This window comes from Streptomyces sp. NBC_00236, assembly GCF_036195045.1.
Taxonomy (GTDB): Bacteria; Actinomycetota; Actinomycetes; order Streptomycetales; family Streptomycetaceae; genus Streptomyces.
The window spans coordinates 1,656,726-1,673,443 of record NZ_CP108100.1 but is presented as its reverse complement, the minus strand read 5'-3'; the positions used below and the strand labels follow the sequence as shown (position 1 = coordinate 1,673,443).

Here is a 16,718-nt window from a genome sequence, read left to right as displayed (position 1 = left end):
ACGAAACCTGCCCCGCCATGACCCGCCCGCACACCTCAGGTCCAGGGCAGCGTGCGCCACGGGCCGGCCGGGTCGCCGGTCAGGGCGCGGTGGGTCGCGAGGGCTGTCTCGTACCACTCGCCGAACTCCTCCTCGTCGAAGTGGAGGCAGCGGCCAAGAATGTAGGCGGCCGAGAAGTCCTCCCACGAGCGGTAGTTGACCTGGACGAGACGGCCGGCGCGGACCACGGCCGCCTCCGCCTCCTGCAGGGAGCACAGGCGGGCGGCGAGGCCCCAGCGGGCCATGCCGGAAGCCCGGCCGTAGTCCCAGGCCTCGACGCTCCGGACGAAGCCCCCTTCGGGGAGCAGGCCGTCGGCGCGGAACCGCGCCTCGTAGCGGGCGATGCGGCCGATCAGCCGCTGCACGCTCGTCACTTGACCCTCCAGCTCCGCGGCGGTGACGGTGCGGCCCTGGGTGACGCCGTCCGCGGTCAGGCAGGGTTCGGTGGCGGCCTCGGTGCGCCGGCGCACCACCTTCGCCGCGGCCTGACGCCAGTGGTCGACGTCGATGGGGCCCGCGAAGTCCAGGGCCATGGAGCGGCGCAGTTGCAGGACGAACTCCCAGACGCCGCTGACCATCCCGGCGCTCAGCAGCCGTTCCTGAGTGTCCTGCCAGTCCTCGCGGGTGCGGACGTCCCACCAGCGTTCCAGCGTGCGCTTCTCGATGCGGTAGCCGCTGCCGTGGTAGGCCATCGAGTTCCAGTAGTGCCCGTTGCGCACGTTGATGTGCGCACCGGCCGCGAGACCGAAGGCGACGGGACCGCTGCGCGGCCCGCCCGTCTCCAGGGTGTGGACGGCGTCCCGGGCCAGCCCCGGCCGTTCGACAGGGGCGGAGTGGCGCTGCCACAGGGCGCGTCCCTCCGGCCCGGCCGGCAGGACGCCCTCGCAGGGGCTGCCGGGGTTGACGACGAGGTAGGGCGGGTCGTTCTGGTGCCAGGCCTCCGCGAACCAGCCCAGGTCGTAGCAGTTGTAGACCGGGTCGGCGACGGGCGGCGGCAGCATGCCGCCGGTGTAGACGGCCAGGCACATGGTCTGGGTCTGCGGGCTCCAGTAGGGGTGGAATCGGGTGTTGCCCGGGTTCGCGTCGGCGTACGCCCGGGACTGCATCATGTACAGGTCGGCCCGGGCGACGAGGTCGTAGTACGCGGGCCAGTCGCCGCGCGCCTTCGCCTCGTACAGCCCCCGCTCGACCGCGCTCGGCGCCTGCCAGCCCTGGGCTGGGGCCGTCGGACCGGGCAGGGCTCTTCCGTCGTGACCAGCTGTCAAACCCATGGGCAAACCTTAAGGGGTGGCCCGGCCCGGTCGGCGTGCCGGACCCTTCGGGCGGCGGGCTCCAGCCACCGGGCTTCGTGCCGGCGCGGGCCGAGCGACCACAGGAGCGTGCGGAGTGCAGGGCCTGCTGCATGGACTGGGCGGTCCCGACGCACTCCAGGACGCTGTCGGCGCCGATGCCGCCGGTGAGGTCCTTGATCCGGGCGATGCCTTCGTCTCCGCGCTCGGAGACGATGTCGGTGGCGCCGAACTCGCGGGCGAGCTTCTGCCGGGATTCGTGCCGGGACGTGGCGCGATGATCCGCTCCGCACCCATTTCCTTGGCCGCGATCACCCCGCACAGGCCGACGGCGCCGTCACCGACGACGACCGCGGTGGAGTCGGGCTTGACCTCGGCGGCGTCGGCGGCCCACCAGCCGGTGCCCATCACGTCGGAGACCGCCAGCAGCCTGGGCCGGAATTCCTCGCCCGGATGCCCGTCCGTGGCGACCAGGGTGCCCTGCGCGTTGGGGATACGCACGTAGTCGGCCTGGCAGGTGCTCATGAACTCACGGTGCAGGCCGTTGGACTGGAAGCCGTGCCGACAGTTCGGGCAGGTGTTGTTCGAGGTGGCGAACGGGCCGACGACGAACTGGCCGGGCCTGACCGAGGTGACCCCGATGCCGGCCTCCTCGACGTAGCCGACGTGCTCGTGCCCCATCGGATGCGGATCACCGATACCGTCACCAGGCGGGCTGACCCAGCGACACGCAGACCGACTTGCGACGGCTCACCACGGTGGAGGCAGGGCATGGAACGTGTGGTGCGGGTCTTCTGGGGTCCCCGGAAGGAGACACCCCAGGAGCTGGCAGGACGCTGGAAGGCGATGCTGCACGCGCTGCCCGCGCTTCTTACGGCAGCCTCCTGCGCGCCCACGGGGCAGCCGTGGACCTGGACCCGGCACCACACCTCCGGCCGCCCCACGGAGCTCAGGCCCGACGAGGCAGATCTGGCAGCCGCGCTGCAGGAGGATCACGACTCCCCGCAGACCTCGGACGGCGCCGGACTGAGCCTGTCGAGCGGGGGCGAGCAGGGCTGGGAGATCAGTATCTCCGGGCGCGGCGGCGGGGAGTCGGAGTACGTGACCCAGGCCGTCGTGCTGAAGGTCGCCTCCCCGGACGACGCCGAGGTCCCCGAAGCCGCGCTCCTCGCGCTGATCGCGGACATCTGGGAGCCGGACTTCGGTGAGGCGACCGATGACGAACTGCTCGACACCCTGGAGGACCGGGCCGGTTTCGACTACACGCTCTCCCATGTGAGCGTGGGCCGGCTCGGCTACCTCTCCGCGAGGCGTGCGGCGCTGGCGCCCGCCGGGGTGGGCGTGGCAGCCGAGGAGCTGCGCGGAGCGGGTGTGCTCCTCGACATCGCGCCGCCCGGGGACATCGAGGCCGTCGTGGATGCCTATGTGCGCCTGCGCGACGCCGGCGCGCTGGAGCCTCTGCCCCGTCCGATGAACCGCACCTGCCTGTGAGGGGGCGCCGGGTGCGCCCGGCCGTACGGGGCGGGGCGGCGGCCCGGGAATGGCCGGTACCCCGTCCGCGTTCCCCACTGAGCGGAGGGCCCCTCCGCGCTGCGGGAGCAGCCGCACGAGAGCCTGGAGAGAAGAAGAGTCATGCGCGTCGAGATCTGGAGCGACATCGCCTGCCCGTGGTGCTACATCGGCAAGGCCCGCTTCGAGAAGGGCCTGGCAGGGTTCGCCCACCGCGACGAGGTCGAGGTGGTCCACCGCTCCTTCGAGCTCGACCCCGGGCGCGCCAAGGGCGACACCGCGCTGGTGATCGACATGCTGGCGCAGAAGTACGGGCGCACCCCCGAGGAGGCGCGCTCCATGGAGGCGAACGTCGCGGCCAACGCGCAGGCCGAAGGGCTCGGCTACCGGGCCGAGGGCCGTGACCACGGCAGCACCTTCGACATCCACCGGCTGCTGCACCTGGCCAAGGCCCGCGGCCGTCAGGACGAGCTGCTGAGCCTGGCCTACCGGGCGAACTTCGCCGAGGAGCGTTCCGTCTACGACGACGGGGTGCTGGTCGACCTGGCCGTCGAGGCCGGTCTCGACGTGGACGAGGCGCGCGCGGTGCTCGCCGATCCCGAGGCGTACGCGGCCGAGGTGCGGGCCGACGAGCGGGAGGCGTCCGAACTGGGCGCCAACGCGGTGCCGTTCTTCGTGCTGGACCGGCGCTACGGCATCTCCGGCGGCCAGCCCGCCGAGGTCTTCGCCCAGGCGCTGGAGCAGGCGTGGAAGGACCGCCCGCTGACCGCGATCGGCGGGGACGCGGCGGCCTGCGACGCCGACGGGGCGTGCGAGGTTCCGCAGGCCGGCGGCGCGGCCTGAGCCTGTGAGCTGCACCCATAAGGTTCCCTTGGGTGGACCCCTTAACTCTTGGTGATTGACTATGAGTTAAGGGGCATTCAGGCTGGGCCCATGATGATGTCTTCGCTCAGCCGTGCGGTGGCCGCCGAGTTCGCGCCGGAGACCGCCTACCTCGACACCTCCTCCTGCGGGCTGCTGCCCCGCCGTACCGTCGACGCCGTGAAGGCGCTCGCCGAGGAGAACGCCACCGGTCGCAGGGCCGGTGCCGGCGACTTCGGCGCGGTGGACCGGGCCAGGGCCGGCTTCGCGCGGCTCGCCGGGGTCGACGCCGGCCGGGTCGCGGTCGGCAGCTCGGTCGCCGTCCATGTGGGTCTGATCGCCTGCTCGCTGCCGGCTGGGTCCGAAGTCCTGGCGCCCGAGGGGGAGTTCAGCTCGGTCACCAGCCCGTTCGCGGTCCGTGGTGACCTCCGGATGCGGTACGCACCGCTGGCGGAGCTGGCCGACGCGGTGCGGCCCGAGACCGCGCTCGTCGCCCTCTCCGCGGTGCAGTCCGCCGACGGCCGGCTCGCCGCCCTGGACGCGGTGCGGGCCGCGGCCGCCGCCCATGGGGCCCGTACGCTGCTGGACGCCACCCAGTCCGCGGGCTGGCTGCCGCTGGACGCGGGGGCGTACGACTACACGGTCACCGGCGGTTTCAAGTTCCTGCTCTGCCCGCGGGGCACGTCCTTCCTCACGGTCACCGAGGACGCGCAGCGGTCGCTGCCGCCGGTCTTCGCGGGGTGGGTCGCTGCCGCGGACTCGTGGAACAGCCTGTACGAACCGGTCGCGACGCTCGCCCCCGACGCCCGACGCTACGACGAACCTCCCGCGTTCCTTCCGTATCACGGCGCCGAGCACTCCCTCGCGCTGCTGAACGAGATCGGCGTCGACGCCCTCCACGACCACGCCACCGGGCTGGCGGCCCGGTTCCGGGAGGGGCTGGAGGGGCTGGGCCACAAGCCGGTGCCGGGGGCGACGGCCGTCGTCGGCGCGCCCGGGCTCGGCGACCGGGCCGCGGACCTGGAGCGTGCCGGGGTGATGGTGTCCGACCGGGCCGGCAATCTGCGCGCGGCCTTCCACCTGTACAACACCGAGGCCGATGTGGACCGTGCGCTGGACGTGCTCGGCGGCTGATCCCGGGCGGTCAGTGGTTCTCCGGGCGGTCCGCCCGTCTGCCGGCTCAGGCCGTCAGTGGTTCTCGGGGTGTCTCCCGGCAGGGGCTGGCGGCGGTTCGGTTGTCCGGCCGTCTGCCGGCTCAGGCCGTCAGTGGTTCTCGGGGTGTCTCCCGGCAGGGGCCGGCGGCGGTTCGGTTGTCCGGCCGTCTCCCGGCTGAGGCCGTCAGAGGTTCTCCGGGCAGTCCGCCGTCTCCCGGCAGAGGTTCTCCTCGACCCGGGCCAGCAGCCTGGCCAGCTCCTCGCGCTCCCCGGTGTCCAGTCCCGCGAGGGTGTGCTCCTCCAGATTCGTCCAGGCCCGTTCCACCTCGGAGAGCAGTGCGCAGCTGTTCTCGGTGGCCTCGACCAGGACGGCCCTGCGGTCGGCCGGGTCGGGGCTGCGGCGGACGTGTCCGGACTGCTCCAGGCGCTGGAGCATCTTGGTGACGGTGGACGGGTCCAGGTCGACGGCCTTGATCACCTCGGACTGCCGGACCGCCCCCGCATCCCAGAGGTACATCATCAGGAACTCCTGGCCGGGGTAGAGGTCCGCCCCCTTGAGCAGCTTGCCCGCCGCGATCCGGTGGAGCCGGGCGACCCGGGACACGGCATGGCTGACCGGGCCGCCGCGTGCGGCGCTGGGCAGCTCGGTACAGGCGGGATCGGAGGTCATCGGGGGGCTCCTCTGGTGGTGCGGGCGGCTCCGCGGCCGCCGGGCGCGGTGTCCCGCAACTTTACCTTGGTCGGCCAAGTAATGCGCTACAGTGGCACGCGTCGCAGATGCTTGGTCGACCACATAGTTTTGGTTGGCCGGCCATATATCTCTCTCTGGGGGCTTCTCATGACCACCGCATTCGATGCGCTCGACCTGGCCGGCACCCCGCTCGCCAACCGCATCGCCCTGGCGCCGATGACCCGCAGCCGGGCGGGCGAGGGCGGGGCGCCGGGCGAACTGACCGTGGAGTACTACGCCCAGCGCGCCTCGGCCGGGCTCCTCATCACCGAGGGCATCCAGCCGTCGGCCGTCGGCCAGGGTTACCCGAGCACCCCGGGGCTGCACAGCGCCGCGCAGGTCGCCGCCTGGCGCAAGGTGACCGACGCCGTGCACGCCCGGGGCGGCAGGATATTCGCGCAGGTCATGCACACCGGCCGCATCGGCCACCCGGTCCTGCTGCCCGACGGGCTCGTCCCCGTCGGCGCCTCCGCGGTCGCGGCCACCGGGCAGGTGTTCACCCATGAGGGCCCGAAGGACTTCGTCACCCCGCGCGAGCTCACCGACGCCGAGATCCGGGCGACGATCGCCGACTTCGTCAGCGCGGCACGCAATGCCGTGGACGCGGGCTTCGACGGGGTGGAGCTGCACGGCGCCAACGGATACCTGATCCACCAGTTCCTGGCGCCCAACTCCAACCTCCGCACCGACGCGTGGGGCGGCTCCGTGGAGGGCCGGATCCGGTTCGCCCTGGAGACCGTGCGCGCCGTCGCCGCCGAGATCGGTGCCGCCCGCACCGCGATCCGCCTCTCGCCCGGCAACACGTACAACGACATCGACGAGCCCGCGCCCGAGGCCACGTACAGCGCGCTGGTCCAGGCGATCGAGCCGCTCGGGCTCGCCTATCTGCACGTCGTCGAGGGCGCGGCCGGCGACCGTGAGCTGACCGAGTCCCTGCGCAAGCAGTTCAACGGGATCCTCGTCCTCAACCCGGCGAGCGAGGGCCCGACCGGACCCGACGCGCTCGCCCTGATCGAGGAGGGAGTGGCCGACGTCGTCTCGTACGGCGTGCTGTTCCTGGCCAACCCGGACCTGCCCGAGCGGCTGCGCGCGGGCGGCCCCTTCAACACCCCGGATGCCACCACCTTCTACGGGGGCGACCACCGCGGGTACACGGACTACCCCGTGCTCGGGGCCTGACGAACCGGCGGGCCGGCCGCCGCTCTCACGCCGACTCGCGGCGGACCAGCTCCGTGGGCAGGATCACCGCGGCCGGGTCCTCCCCACCGATCTGCGCCAGCAGCACCCGTACCATCTCGGCGCTGATCCGGTCCCAGGGCTGACGGATCGTCGTCAGCGCCGGCCGGGAGGCGAGCGCCGCGGGGGAGTCGTCGAACCCGCCCACCGCGACGTCCTGCGGCACCCTGCGCCCGGCCTTCTCCAGAGCGGCGAGCACGCCCTGGGCCATCAGGTCCGAGGCGACGAACACCGCGTCCAGGTCGGGTGCCCGTTCCAGCAGCAGCCCGGCGGCCGCCTCGCCGCCCGCCCGGCTGTAGTCGCCGGGCACGATCAGTGAGTCGTCCGCGGGCAGTCCGCAGTCGGCCAGCATCTCGCGGTAGCCCGCGAGCCGCTCCACACCGCCCGGGGTGTCCAGCGGGCCGCTGACCGTACCGATCCGGCGGCGCCCCGACTCGTACAGGAAACGCACCATGTCCCGGGCGCCGTCCCGGTCGTCGGCCGCCACATAGCTGACCTTCGACTTCTGCCCGAGCGGCTTCCCGCAGGCGACCAGGGGGACGCCCGCCTCGTGCAGCTGGGCGGCGACCGGGTCGCCCGAGTGGCTGGAGACCAGCAGGACCCCGTCCACATGGCCGGCGATGTAGCGCATGTTCCGGCGGCGCTCCGCCTCCGTACCCGCGATCATCAGCAGCAGCGGGATGTCGTGCGCGGCGAGCGCGCTCGTGCAGCCGCGCAGCAGCACATTGAAGTTCGGGTCCTCGAAGAACCGCTCCTGCGGCTCGGTGAGCAGGAACGCCACCGAGTCGGAGCGGCCCGTGATCAGTGACCTGGCGTGCCGGTTCACCGTGTAACCGGTCTTGCGGATGGCGGAGTTGACCGCGTCCAGCGCGGCCGGACTGACGTTGTGACCGCCGTTCAGCACCCGGGAGACCGTACCCCGGGAGACCCCGGCCTCCCGCGCCACGTCATGGATCGTCGGTGGCCGTCGGCGTCCCGTACCGGTCTGTTCTGTGCGGCTCATGGTGCATGATCTTTCATCAAGTGACGTCCTGGCGGGGCCCGTCAGGACTTTACGGCCCCGGAGAGCAGGTCGAGGCTCCAGAACCGCTGGATGACCAGGAACAGGGCGATCAGCGGGACGATGGCCAGCAGCGCCCCCGTGATCACCAGCGTATAGAGGGCCGGAGTGGTGGAACCCTGCTGGAGCAGGGTGAAGAGGCCCAGCGTGACCGGGAACTTCTCGTCGTCGCCGAGCATGATGTACGGCAGCAGGAAGTTGTTCCAGATCGCGACGAACTGGAAGAGGAAGACGGTCACCAGGCCCGGCACCATCATCGGCAGGGCGATGGTCCGGAAGATCCGCCACTCCCCGCCGCCGTCCATCCGGCCGGCCTCGATCACATCGCCCGGCACGGCGGCCGCCGCGTAGATCCGGGCGAGGTACACCCCGTACGGGGAGAGGATCACCGGCAGCATCACCGACAGGTAGGAGTCGGTCAGGTCGGCCTTCGCCATCAGCAGGTACTGCGGCACCGCCAGGATCACCGGCGGCATCAGAACCCCCGCCAGCAGGATGTTGAAGATGCTCTCCCTGCCGCGGAAGCGGTACATGGCCAGCGCGTACCCCGAGACGGCGGAGACCGCCGTGGACAGCAGTGCGCCCACCCCGGCGTAGAGGGCCGAGTTGGCCATCCACTTCCAGTAGACGCCGTCCCGGTACGCGGACAGGTCGGCGACGTTGTCCGCGAAACCCGAACCGGGCAGGAAGGTGAAGGTGGAGAAGAGTTCGCTGCCGGACTTGGTCGAGGCGACCAGGATCCAGGCGACGGGCAGCAGACAGTAGAGCGCGCCGAGCAGCAGGGCGGCGGTGGGGACGAGGGCGAACCGGCGGGGGGCCGCGGTCAGGGGTCCGAGTTGCGGCGTGGTCACTGGGAGGCCCCCTGCTTCGTACGGGAGTTGGCCGCCTTGAGGAAGCCGAAGGACAGGGCCAGGGTGGCGACGGCGATGATGACCGCCTGGGCGGCCGCCGCGTAGATGTCGTTGTTGACGAAGGCGTCCTGGTAGACCTTCATCAGCGGACTCCAGGTGGTGGAGAGGGAGTTGGTGAGCGGTTTCAGCGTCGTCGGCTCGTTGAACACCTGGAGGGTCGCGATGATCGAGAAGAAGAACGTCAGCACCAGGGACGGCGCCACCATCGGGATCTTGATCCTGAGCGCGATCTGCAACTGGGAGCAGCCGTCGAGCCGTGCCGCCTCGAAGATCTCGGCGGGGATCGCCCGCAGCGAGGTGTAGATCACGATCATGTTGAAGCCGGTGCCGCCCCAGACCGCGATGTTGGCGAGCGCGAGGTAGAGCGGTCCGCCGTCGAGCAGATCCGGCTGCGGCAGACCCGCCTTGTCCAGCAGGAAGTAGAACGGACTGACGTCGGGCAGGTAGAGGAAGCCCCACATCAGGGCGGCGACGACGCCCGGGATCGCGTACGGGAGGAAGATCGCCAGCCGGGTGAAGCCGCGCAGCCGGAGCCGTTCGGTGTCCAGGAGCAGGGCGAAGAGCAGGGCGAGCCCCAGCATCACGGGGACGACGATCGCGCCGTAGCCGAGGATGCGCAGCGCGCCGTGGAGCAGTTCGGAGTCGGAGAGCGCGTCGGTGTAGTTGGCGAACCCGGCCCAGATCTCCTTGCGGGCCCCCTTGCCGAGGCCCAGTCCGCTGACCTCGGTCCGGCGGAAGCTGAGGTGGAGCGCGTAGCCGATGGGCAGGGCGAAGAAGAGCAGGAACAGCACCGTGGCGGGGATCAGGAAGGCGTACGGGGCGCTCTTGACCCCGTACGGCTTCCGGCGGCGTGCGCGTGTCACTCGGAGACTCCGAAGCCCTGCTTCTTCAGGTCGGCGACGGTGGCGTCCTGCATCGCGGTCAGGGCCGGCGCGAAGGCGGACCTGCTCTTGGCGGCCTCGGCGAAGTTGTCCTTGAAGGCGGTGTACGCGACGTTCACGTTCGGGCCCCAGGCGGCCGGGGCGGTGCCCTTGGCGATCTTCGCGGCCTCGGTGTAGAAGTCCGGCTGGTTGGCGAAGTAGGCCGGCGGCTTCGCGAGCGCGCCACCGGTCTGGGCGGCCGTGGCGGCGGGGTAGATCCCGCTCTCCTTCACCAGCGCGGCGAGGGCCGTGGAGTCGGTGTTCAGCCACTTGGCGAAGGTGGCGGCGGCCTCCTTGTGCTTCGAGTCGTTGGTGACGGCGGTGGAGGAGCCGCCCCAGCTTCCCGTCACGCTCTCGCCGGACGTCCACTGGGGGAGCGGGGCCATGGCCCACTTGCCCGCGGTGTCGGGGGCGGCGGTGGTCAGGGTGCCCGGCGCCCAGACCGCGCTGACCCAGGCGATCTGCTTGCCGGTGTTGAGCGCCTTGTTCCAGGCCGGGGTGTACATCGGCTGGTTGTCGATGGCGCCCTCCTTGACCAGGCCGCCCCAGAAGCCTGCGACCTTCTGTGTGGCCGGGTCGTCGATCGCGACCTTCCACTTGTCGCCGGAGGTGGTCCACCACTGGGCACCGGCCTGCTGGGCGAGGCCCGCGAAGAGGCCGGAGTCGTTGGAGGAGAACGTGGTGAGGTCCTTGTCCGGCGCCTTTTCCTTCAGCGCCCGGGCGGTCTCGGCGAACTCGTCCCAGGTGGTGGGCACGGACAGGCCGTACTGCTTGAACAGGTCCTGGCGGTAGTAGAACATCAGCGGGCCGGAGTCCTGCGGCAGCGCGTACAGGGCGTCCGAGCCCAGCGTCGCCTGCTGCCAGACACCGTCGGCGAACTTCCCCTCGGCGTCGCCCGCCTCCTTGGATATGTCGGCCAGCACGTCGTTGGAGACCAGGGTGGGGAGCGCCTGGTACTCGGCCTGCACCAGGTCGGGTGCCTTGTGCGCCTTCGCCGCGGTGATGATCTTGGTGACCAGGTCGTCGCCCGAGGCCTGCTTCTTCACGGTGACCGTGATGCCGGCCTTCTTGCCCTCGCCCTTGTTCCAGAGGTCCGCGACCTTGTCCAGGCCGGGGGCCCAGGCCCAGTAGGTGAGCGATACGGGGCCGGAGGCGGCCGGGCCGTCGCCGCTGCCGTCGTCCGACGAGCCGCAGCCCGTGAGCAGTGCGGTGGCGGCGAGCGAGGCGGCTGCGGACGCCGCGACGATGCGGTACTTCATGGAGGTCTCCCCTGACGAGAAGCGAGGGTGCAGCGCCTGATGTGCGCTGTGAGCGTTCACAGTAGAGAAACGAAACCGACACTTGTCAATGGTTGATGCTGTGCGGTTATGTTGGGCCTGCGCCACCGAGAGTGTGTGTGCACGTTCCCAGAAGTTGTACCAAAGAGCCCAGGAGACGCCCATGCCGCACACCCCTCGCGCGACTGCCCCGCAGGGTCTGCACCAGCTGGCCTTCGGCGGCGACTACAACCCCGAGCAGTGGCCCGAGGAGGTCTGGCACGAGGACATGCGCCTCATGCGGGAGGCCGGCGTCACCATGGTCAGCGTCGGGATCTTCTCCTGGGCCCTCCTGGAGCCCGAGCCCGGCGCGTACGACTTCGGCTGGCTCGACCGGCTCCTGGACCTGCTGCACGTCAACGGCATCCGCGCGGACCTCGGCACCCCCACCGTCGCCCCGCCCGCCTGGTTCTACCGCGCCCACCCCGAGGCGCTTCCCGTCAGCCGGGAAGGCGTTCGGTACGCCTTCGGATCACGCGGCGCGATCTGCCACAGCAACCCGGACTACCGGGCTGCCGCGGCGAACATCACCGAACAGCTGGCCCGCCGGTACGCGAACCACCCGGCCCTCGCCCTGTGGCACGTCCACAACGAGTACGGCGTCCCGGTCAGCGCCTGCTACTGCGACAACTGCGCCGCCCACTTCCGCCGCTGGCTCACCGCCCGACACGGATCCGTCGAGGCCGTCAACGAGGCCTGGGGCACCGCCTTCTGGGGTCAGCGCTACCGCGGTCTCGACGAGATCGACCCGCCCCGCACCACCCCCACCGTCGGCAACCCGGCCCAGCAGCTCGACTACGCCCGCTTCGCCGACGCCACCATGCGCGAGAACTTCTGCGCCGAACGCGACCTCCTGCACCGGCTCGCCCCCGGCATCCCCGTCACCACCAACTTCATGACCGCGCTCAGCCAGTGCGACTCGGTGGACTACTGGGCCTGGGGCCGCGAGGTCGACCTCGTCACCAACGACCACTACCTGATCACCGACGGCCGCCGCACCCACGTCAACCTCGCCATGGCAGCCGACCTCACCCGCTCGGTCGCGGGCGGCGCGCCCTGGCTGCTCCTGGAACACTCCGCCGGCGGCGTCAACTGGCAGCCCCGCAACCCCGCCAAGCGCCCCGGCGAGATGGCCCGCAACAGCCTCGCCCACGTCGCCCGCGGTTCCGAGGGTGCGATGTTCTTCCAGTGGCGCCAGTCCCTGCGCGGCGCGGAGAAGTTCCACTCGGCGATGCTCCCGCACGCCGGCACGGACTCCCGGATCTGGCGCGAGGTCTCCCGGCTGGGCGCCGACCTGGGCCTGCTGAACGGGATCCGCACCACCCGGACCGTCGCCGACGTCGCCATGGTCTGGGACTGGCAGTCCTGGTGGGCGCAGTCCCTGGAGTGGCGCCCGAGCCAGGACCACGACGCACGCGAGCGCGCCGACACCTTCTACGCCTCGCTCTTCGACCGGCACCTCACCGTCGACTTCGCCCACCCCGACGCAGACCTGTCCCGCTACCCGCTGGTCGTCGTCCCGGCCCTCTACCTCGCCACCGAGGAGTCCGGCCGCAATCTCCGCCGGTACGTGGAGGGCGGTGGCACACTCGTCGTCTCGTACTTCTCCGGCATCGTCGACGCCGACGACGCCGTGCACCCCGGCCCGTACCCGGGCGCGCTCAGGGACGTCCTGGGGCTGACGGTCGAGGAGTTCTCCCCGCTCGCCGAGGGCGGCACGGTCCGCCTGATCACCCCCGAGGGCGCACCCGAGGGGCCGGAGCTGACGGGTGACCTCTGGTCGGACGTGGTGATCCCGCGCGGCGCCGAGACCATGTGGTCCTACGCCGACGGCATCCCGGCCGGCCGGCCCGCCGTCACCCGCCACCGTCTCGGCGAGGGCACCGCCTGGTACGTCTCCACCCGGCTGACCGGCGCAGACCTGGACGCCGTGCTGGACCGGGCCTGCGAGGACGCCCGCATCGCGCCGCGTACCGGGATCCCGTACGACGTCGAGGTCGTCACCCGCACCGGCGACGCCGGCACGTACCTCTTCGTCATCAACCACACCGGGGGTGACACCAAGGTGCCGCTCGACGCCCCCGGCACCGAACTCCTCACCGGAGAACCGGCCACGGGCCACCTCGCCGTCCCGGCAGGTGCCGTCCGTGTGGTCCGGCTCGACAGCTGAGGACGCACGACCCGCTTCCCCCTGCACCTCCCGCGCAACGGTCGAAGGGACATCGACGATGTACGCAGCGACGCACGGCAAGAAGAGAGCGGGGGTGCTGGCGGCCTCGCTGTCCGGCCTCCTGCTGGCAGCGCTCCCCACCCTCCCCGCCCACGCGGCCACGGCCGCCACCGCCCCCGCCAACACCGGATTCGAATCGGGCAGCACCGGCTGGTCGACCTACTCGGCGGGCGGGCAGAACGCCGCCTCCTTCACCGAGGCCGGCGGCCACAGCGGCAGCACCCGGCTCAGCCACTGGTCCGCCTCCGCCTACAAGGTGGAGACGTACCAGTACCTCACCGGCCTCACCGACGGCACGTACACCCTGAGCGCCTGGGTCAGGTCGGGCGGCGGCCAGAACTCCGCGTACCTCGCCCTGCGCAACTGCGGCAGCGCCGAACAGCGCACCGACCTGCCGCCCACCGCGAACGGCGGCTGGATCCGCCTCGTCACCTCGGTCAGGGTCACCGGCGGTTCCTGCACGATCAGCCTGAACTCGGACGCCCACGCGGGGGAGTGGGCCAACTTCGACGACATCGCCTTCACCCGCGGCGCCACCGGGCTCACCGTGAAGGGCGGTGACCTCTCCACCCTCCCGAAGAACGAGGCGCACGGCGCCGTCTACCGCAGCGCGAGCGGCACCACCGGCGACGCGATGAGCCTCCTGAAGTCCGCCGGGATGAACTACGTCCGCCTCAAGGTGTGGGTGAACCCGGCCGACGGCTTCAACGACAAGGCCCACGTCCTGGCCATGGCCAAACGCGCCAAGGCCCTCGGCATGAAGACCCTCGTCGACTTCCACTACTCCGACGCCTGGGCCGACCCCGGCAAGCAGAACAAGCCCGCCGCCTGGTCCGGCCACGGCTACGCGCAGCTGCGCACGGACGTGTACAACCACACGTACGACGTGCTGAGCGCCCTCAAGGCCCAGGGCACCACCGCCGACATGGTCCAGATAGGCAACGAGACCAACGCCGGAATGCTCTGGCCCGAGGGTTCCACCGACAACTGGTCCCAGCTCGCCGGGCTGCTCACCTCCGGAGCGAACGCGGCGAAGGCCGTCTCCTCCGGTACGAAGGTGGCCCTGCACCTCGCCAAGGGCGGCGACAAGGCCGGCACCCGCTGGTGGTTCGACAACGCCGTCGCGTACGGCGTGCCCTTCGACGTCATCGCGCTCTCGTACTACGGGTACTGGCACGGGCCGCTGAGCGACCTCCAGGCCAACCTCGACGACGCGGCAGCCCGCTACGGGAAGCCGGTCCTGGTCGCCGAGACGGCGTACGCGCACACGCTGGCCGACGCCGACGGCCTGGAGAACAACATCGCCACCGCGGGCCAGCTCGTCAGCGGCTACCCGGCCACCCCGGCCGGCCAGGCGGCCAACCTCCGTGACGTGATGAACGTCGTCGAGGCGGTCCCCGGCGGCAGGGGCCTCGGCGCCGTGTACTGGGAGCCGGCGTGGACCGCCGTCAGCGGCAGCGGCTGGGACCCGGCCGACCCCGCCTCCGGCAACGCCTGGGAGAACCAGGCACTGTTCGGCTACGACAGCAGGCTGCTTCCGGCGGCGAGCTGGTTCTCCCACCGGTAGCCCTTCGACGGAGGTGTGCCCGGTCACTTCGACGCTGACCGGCCGGGGTTCACGGGCGGGGAAGGTCCTGGTATGCCGGGTCCGGGACGCTGTCTCGCGTGAGCGCCCAGAGTGCGAGCGCGAGGCAGCTGGCCGTGGCGCCCAGCGCGCACACGGCACCCCAGCCGGCCGCCGTGTAGAGGGAGGTCGCGGCGATCGCGCCGGTCGCGCTGCCGATCGAGTAGAAGACCATGTATCCGCCGATCAACCGGCTGCCCGCGTCCGGATGCAGCGCGTGGATCAGGGTCTGGTTGGTGACATGGACGGCCTGTACGGCGAGGTCGAGGAGGATCACGCCGACGCCCAGGACCCAGAGCGAACTGCGGGTGAAGGCCAGGGGCAGCCACGAGGCGGCGAGCAGCGCCAGGGCGATGCCGGTGGTCTGTCGGGAGAGTCCGCGGTCGTTGAGGCGGCCCGCCCAGGCCGCCGCCAGGGCGCCGGCCGCTCCGACCAGGCCCAGCGCGCCGATCGCGGTGTGGGAGAAGGAGTACGGGGGCTCGCTGAGCGGCAGGGCGATGCTGCTCCACAACGTGCTGAACGCCGTGAAGACGAGGAGGCCGAGCAGGGCGCGGAGCCGCAGGAGCCGTTCCCGAGCGAACAGGGTGACCGTGGAGCGCAGGAGCTGTCCGTAGCGCAGGGACGCCGGCTGGGCGGCGTTGTCGCGCGGCAGCACGCGGTGCAGGACCAGGGCGAGCAGCGCGGTGAGCGCCGCCGAGGCGAGGTAGACGGAGCGCCAGCCCGCGAGATCGGCCAGCACACCCGATGCGGTGCGGGCGAGCAGGATCCCGACGACCACGCCGCTGGTCACCGTGCCGACGACGCGTCCGCGCCGGGCGGGCGCGGTCAGGGCCGCGGCGAAGGCCACCAGCGTCTGCGTGACCACTGCGAGCAGTCCTGTCCCGGCCATGCCCGCGAGCAGAACCGCCGCGGTGCGGGAGGTGGCGACCACGGCCAGCGCCGCCACCAGGAGGAGCAGTTGGGCCACGACGAGCCGTCTGCGGTCGGCCACGTCGCCCAGCGGTACGAGGAAGAACAGCCCCAGCCCGTATCCGACATGCGTCAGCGTGACGACGCTGCCGACGAGTGCCGGGCTCATGCCCAGGTCGTGGCCCACGGTCACCAGGAGCGGCTGGGCGAAGTAGACGTTCGCCACCGAGGTTCCACAGGCGACGGCGAACAGCAGTGTGACGCCGCGGGACAGGACGAACCCGGAGCCCGCACTGCCTGCACCGCCGCGGTCCGCGATCCGCGTTGGTGTCGCATCCTCACAGTCGTTGAGCATCAGCATCCCTCCGCCGCGCACCTGGTTTCATCTTGCTACCAGAAGGGACCGTAGCTTTTATTGGTAGCATCTTGCAACCAATGTGGATCTGCCGGCGTGGATGTGGAGGACGGCATGGTGACAAGGACGCGTTTCGACGACAGCGACTGCCCCGTCGCGCGGTCGGTGGACGCGATCGGCGACTGGTGGTCTCTTCTGATCGTGCGGGACGCCTTCGACGGGAGTCGGCGCTTCGGGGAGTTCCAGCGCAGCCTCGGCGTGGCGAAGAACATCCTCACCGCACGCCTGCGCGCCCTGGTCGCCGGCGGTGTCCTCGAATCCGTCCCCGCTTCGGACGGCAGCGCCTACCGGGAGTACGTACTGACTCCGAAGGGCGAAGCGCTCTTCCCCGTCATCGTGGCGCTGCGGCAATGGGGGGAGCAGAACTTCTTCGCCCCGGACGAACCGCACTCGCAGTTGCTCGACCGCCGGCAGGGACAGCGTCTGCGCGCGCTGGAGGTCCGGGCGGCGGACGGGCGGCGGCTGAACCCCGAGGACACCACCGTCCACAAGGTCTCCCCCCGGTGATCCTGGGG

General features: G+C 71.4%; 14 protein-coding genes and 1 pseudogene. 7 read left to right on the top strand and 8 right to left on the bottom strand.

All coding sequences use genetic code 11. The features are described 5' to 3' along the window. Window positions 1-35 precede the first annotated feature (35 nt). Both OG446_RS07355 and OG446_RS07350 read right to left on the bottom strand, forming a co-directional pair. Window positions 36-1,310, bottom strand: a complete 1,275-nt coding sequence (locus OG446_RS07355) for a DUF1266 domain-containing protein (protein WP_328893253.1) — start codon at window positions 1,308-1,310, stop codon at window positions 36-38. A 79-nt stretch (window positions 1,311-1,389) separates the two neighbouring features. Continuing rightward, a pseudogene (locus OG446_RS07350) lies at window positions 1,390-2,027 on the bottom strand (zinc-binding dehydrogenase); the annotation flags it as partial. A 72-nt stretch (window positions 2,028-2,099) separates the two neighbouring features. On the opposite strand from OG446_RS07350, the gene OG446_RS07345 reads away from it, so the two are divergent. From OG446_RS07345 to OG446_RS07335, 3 genes are all read left to right on the top strand, one after another. After that, window positions 2,100-2,819 carry an Imm52 family immunity protein gene (locus OG446_RS07345; RefSeq protein ID WP_328893252.1) on the top strand — a complete coding sequence of 240 codons (720 nt, stop codon included), beginning with the start codon at window positions 2,100-2,102 and terminating at the stop codon, window positions 2,817-2,819. Window positions 2,820-2,960: 141 nt separating this feature from the next. Next, window positions 2,961-3,680 (top strand): DsbA family oxidoreductase, encoded by a 720-nt coding sequence (locus OG446_RS07340; protein WP_328893251.1) that lies wholly within the window; start codon window positions 2,961-2,963, stop codon window positions 3,678-3,680. A 90-nt stretch (window positions 3,681-3,770) separates the two neighbouring features. Then, window positions 3,771-4,832, top strand: coding sequence for an aminotransferase class V-fold PLP-dependent enzyme (locus OG446_RS07335; RefSeq protein ID WP_328893250.1), 1,062 nt, complete (start codon window positions 3,771-3,773; stop codon window positions 4,830-4,832). A 204-nt stretch (window positions 4,833-5,036) separates the two neighbouring features. Here the strand turns inward: OG446_RS07335 and OG446_RS07330 are convergent, their stop codons facing one another. Beyond that, the gene (locus OG446_RS07330) at window positions 5,037-5,522 is read right to left on the bottom strand and encodes a MarR family winged helix-turn-helix transcriptional regulator (protein WP_328893249.1); all 486 of its coding nucleotides are present in this window, start codon (window positions 5,520-5,522) and stop codon (window positions 5,037-5,039) included. Between the two features lie 168 nt (window positions 5,523-5,690). On the opposite strand from OG446_RS07330, the gene OG446_RS07325 reads away from it, so the two are divergent. Beyond that, complete coding sequence (locus tag OG446_RS07325; RefSeq protein ID WP_328893248.1) at window positions 5,691-6,761, top strand: alkene reductase; 1,071 nt, start codon at window positions 5,691-5,693, stop codon at window positions 6,759-6,761. 25 nt (window positions 6,762-6,786) lie between these two features. Here OG446_RS07325 and OG446_RS07320 read toward each other — a convergent pair whose 3' ends face one another. From OG446_RS07320 to OG446_RS07305, 4 genes are read right to left on the bottom strand one after another with little or no spacing between them, the layout of a single operon-like run. Further along, window positions 6,787-7,821 carry a LacI family DNA-binding transcriptional regulator gene (locus OG446_RS07320; protein ID WP_328893247.1) on the bottom strand — a complete coding sequence of 345 codons (1,035 nt, stop codon included), beginning with the start codon at window positions 7,819-7,821 and terminating at the stop codon, window positions 6,787-6,789. Window positions 7,822-7,862: 41 nt separating this feature from the next. After that, window positions 7,863-8,729, bottom strand: a complete 867-nt coding sequence (locus OG446_RS07315; protein WP_328893246.1) for a carbohydrate ABC transporter permease — start codon at window positions 8,727-8,729, stop codon at window positions 7,863-7,865. Then, window positions 8,726-9,652, bottom strand: a complete 927-nt coding sequence (locus tag OG446_RS07310) for a carbohydrate ABC transporter permease (RefSeq protein ID WP_328893245.1) — start codon at window positions 9,650-9,652, stop codon at window positions 8,726-8,728. The genes OG446_RS07315 and OG446_RS07310 overlap by 4 nt, the downstream gene beginning before the upstream one ends. Then, window positions 9,649-10,968 carry an extracellular solute-binding protein gene (locus OG446_RS07305; protein ID WP_328893244.1) on the bottom strand — a complete coding sequence of 440 codons (1,320 nt, stop codon included), beginning with the start codon at window positions 10,966-10,968 and terminating at the stop codon, window positions 9,649-9,651. Before OG446_RS07305 ends, OG446_RS07310 begins: the two co-directional genes overlap by 4 nt. 181 nt (window positions 10,969-11,149) lie before the next feature. Here OG446_RS07305 and OG446_RS07300 point away from each other — a divergent pair, with 181 nt between their 5' ends. Beyond that, window positions 11,150-13,195 carry a beta-galactosidase gene (locus OG446_RS07300; RefSeq protein WP_328893243.1) on the top strand — a complete coding sequence of 682 codons (2,046 nt, stop codon included), beginning with the start codon at window positions 11,150-11,152 and terminating at the stop codon, window positions 13,193-13,195. A gap of 58 nt (window positions 13,196-13,253) precedes the next feature. Next, window positions 13,254-14,822 (top strand): glycoside hydrolase family 53 protein, encoded by a 1,569-nt coding sequence (locus OG446_RS07295; protein ID WP_328893242.1) that lies wholly within the window; start codon window positions 13,254-13,256, stop codon window positions 14,820-14,822. Window positions 14,823-14,871: 49 nt separating this feature from the next. Here the strand turns inward: OG446_RS07295 and OG446_RS07290 are convergent, their stop codons facing one another. Next, window positions 14,872-16,143, bottom strand: a complete 1,272-nt coding sequence (locus tag OG446_RS07290; protein ID WP_328893241.1) for an MFS transporter — start codon at window positions 16,141-16,143, stop codon at window positions 14,872-14,874. 114 nt (window positions 16,144-16,257) lie between these two features. Between OG446_RS07290 and OG446_RS07285 the strand changes: the two genes are divergently transcribed. Continuing rightward, entirely contained in the window at window positions 16,258-16,710 is a 453-nt protein-coding gene (locus OG446_RS07285) for a winged helix-turn-helix transcriptional regulator (RefSeq protein WP_328893240.1), read from the top strand. Window positions 16,711-16,718: the final 8 nt, after the last annotated feature.

Bases quoted from the DNA above. Each gene is read 5' to 3' on its own strand.
- OG446_RS07355 (WP_328893253.1), bottom strand. From the start codon at position 1,310: ATGGGTTTGACAGCTGGTCACGACGGAAGAGCCCTGCCCGGTCCGACG.
- OG446_RS07345 (WP_328893252.1), top strand. From the start codon at position 2,100: ATGGAACGTGTGGTGCGGGTCTTCTGGGGTCCCCGGAAGGAGACACCC.
- OG446_RS07340 (WP_328893251.1), top strand. From the start codon at position 2,961: ATGCGCGTCGAGATCTGGAGCGACATCGCCTGCCCGTGGTGCTACATC.
- OG446_RS07335 (WP_328893250.1), top strand. From the start codon at position 3,771: ATGATGATGTCTTCGCTCAGCCGTGCGGTGGCCGCCGAGTTCGCGCCG.
- OG446_RS07330 (WP_328893249.1), bottom strand. From the start codon at position 5,522: ATGACCTCCGATCCCGCCTGTACCGAGCTGCCCAGCGCCGCACGCGGC.
- OG446_RS07325 (WP_328893248.1), top strand. From the start codon at position 5,691: ATGACCACCGCATTCGATGCGCTCGACCTGGCCGGCACCCCGCTCGCC.
- OG446_RS07320 (WP_328893247.1), bottom strand. From the start codon at position 7,821: ATGAGCCGCACAGAACAGACCGGTACGGGACGCCGACGGCCACCGACG.
- OG446_RS07305 (WP_328893244.1), bottom strand. From the start codon at position 10,968: ATGAAGTACCGCATCGTCGCGGCGTCCGCAGCCGCCTCGCTCGCCGCC.
- OG446_RS07300 (WP_328893243.1), top strand. From the start codon at position 11,150: ATGCCGCACACCCCTCGCGCGACTGCCCCGCAGGGTCTGCACCAGCTG.
- OG446_RS07295 (WP_328893242.1), top strand. From the start codon at position 13,254: ATGTACGCAGCGACGCACGGCAAGAAGAGAGCGGGGGTGCTGGCGGCC.
- OG446_RS07290 (WP_328893241.1), bottom strand. From the start codon at position 16,143: ATGCTCAACGACTGTGAGGATGCGACACCAACGCGGATCGCGGACCGC.
- OG446_RS07285 (WP_328893240.1), top strand. From the start codon at position 16,258: ATGGTGACAAGGACGCGTTTCGACGACAGCGACTGCCCCGTCGCGCGG.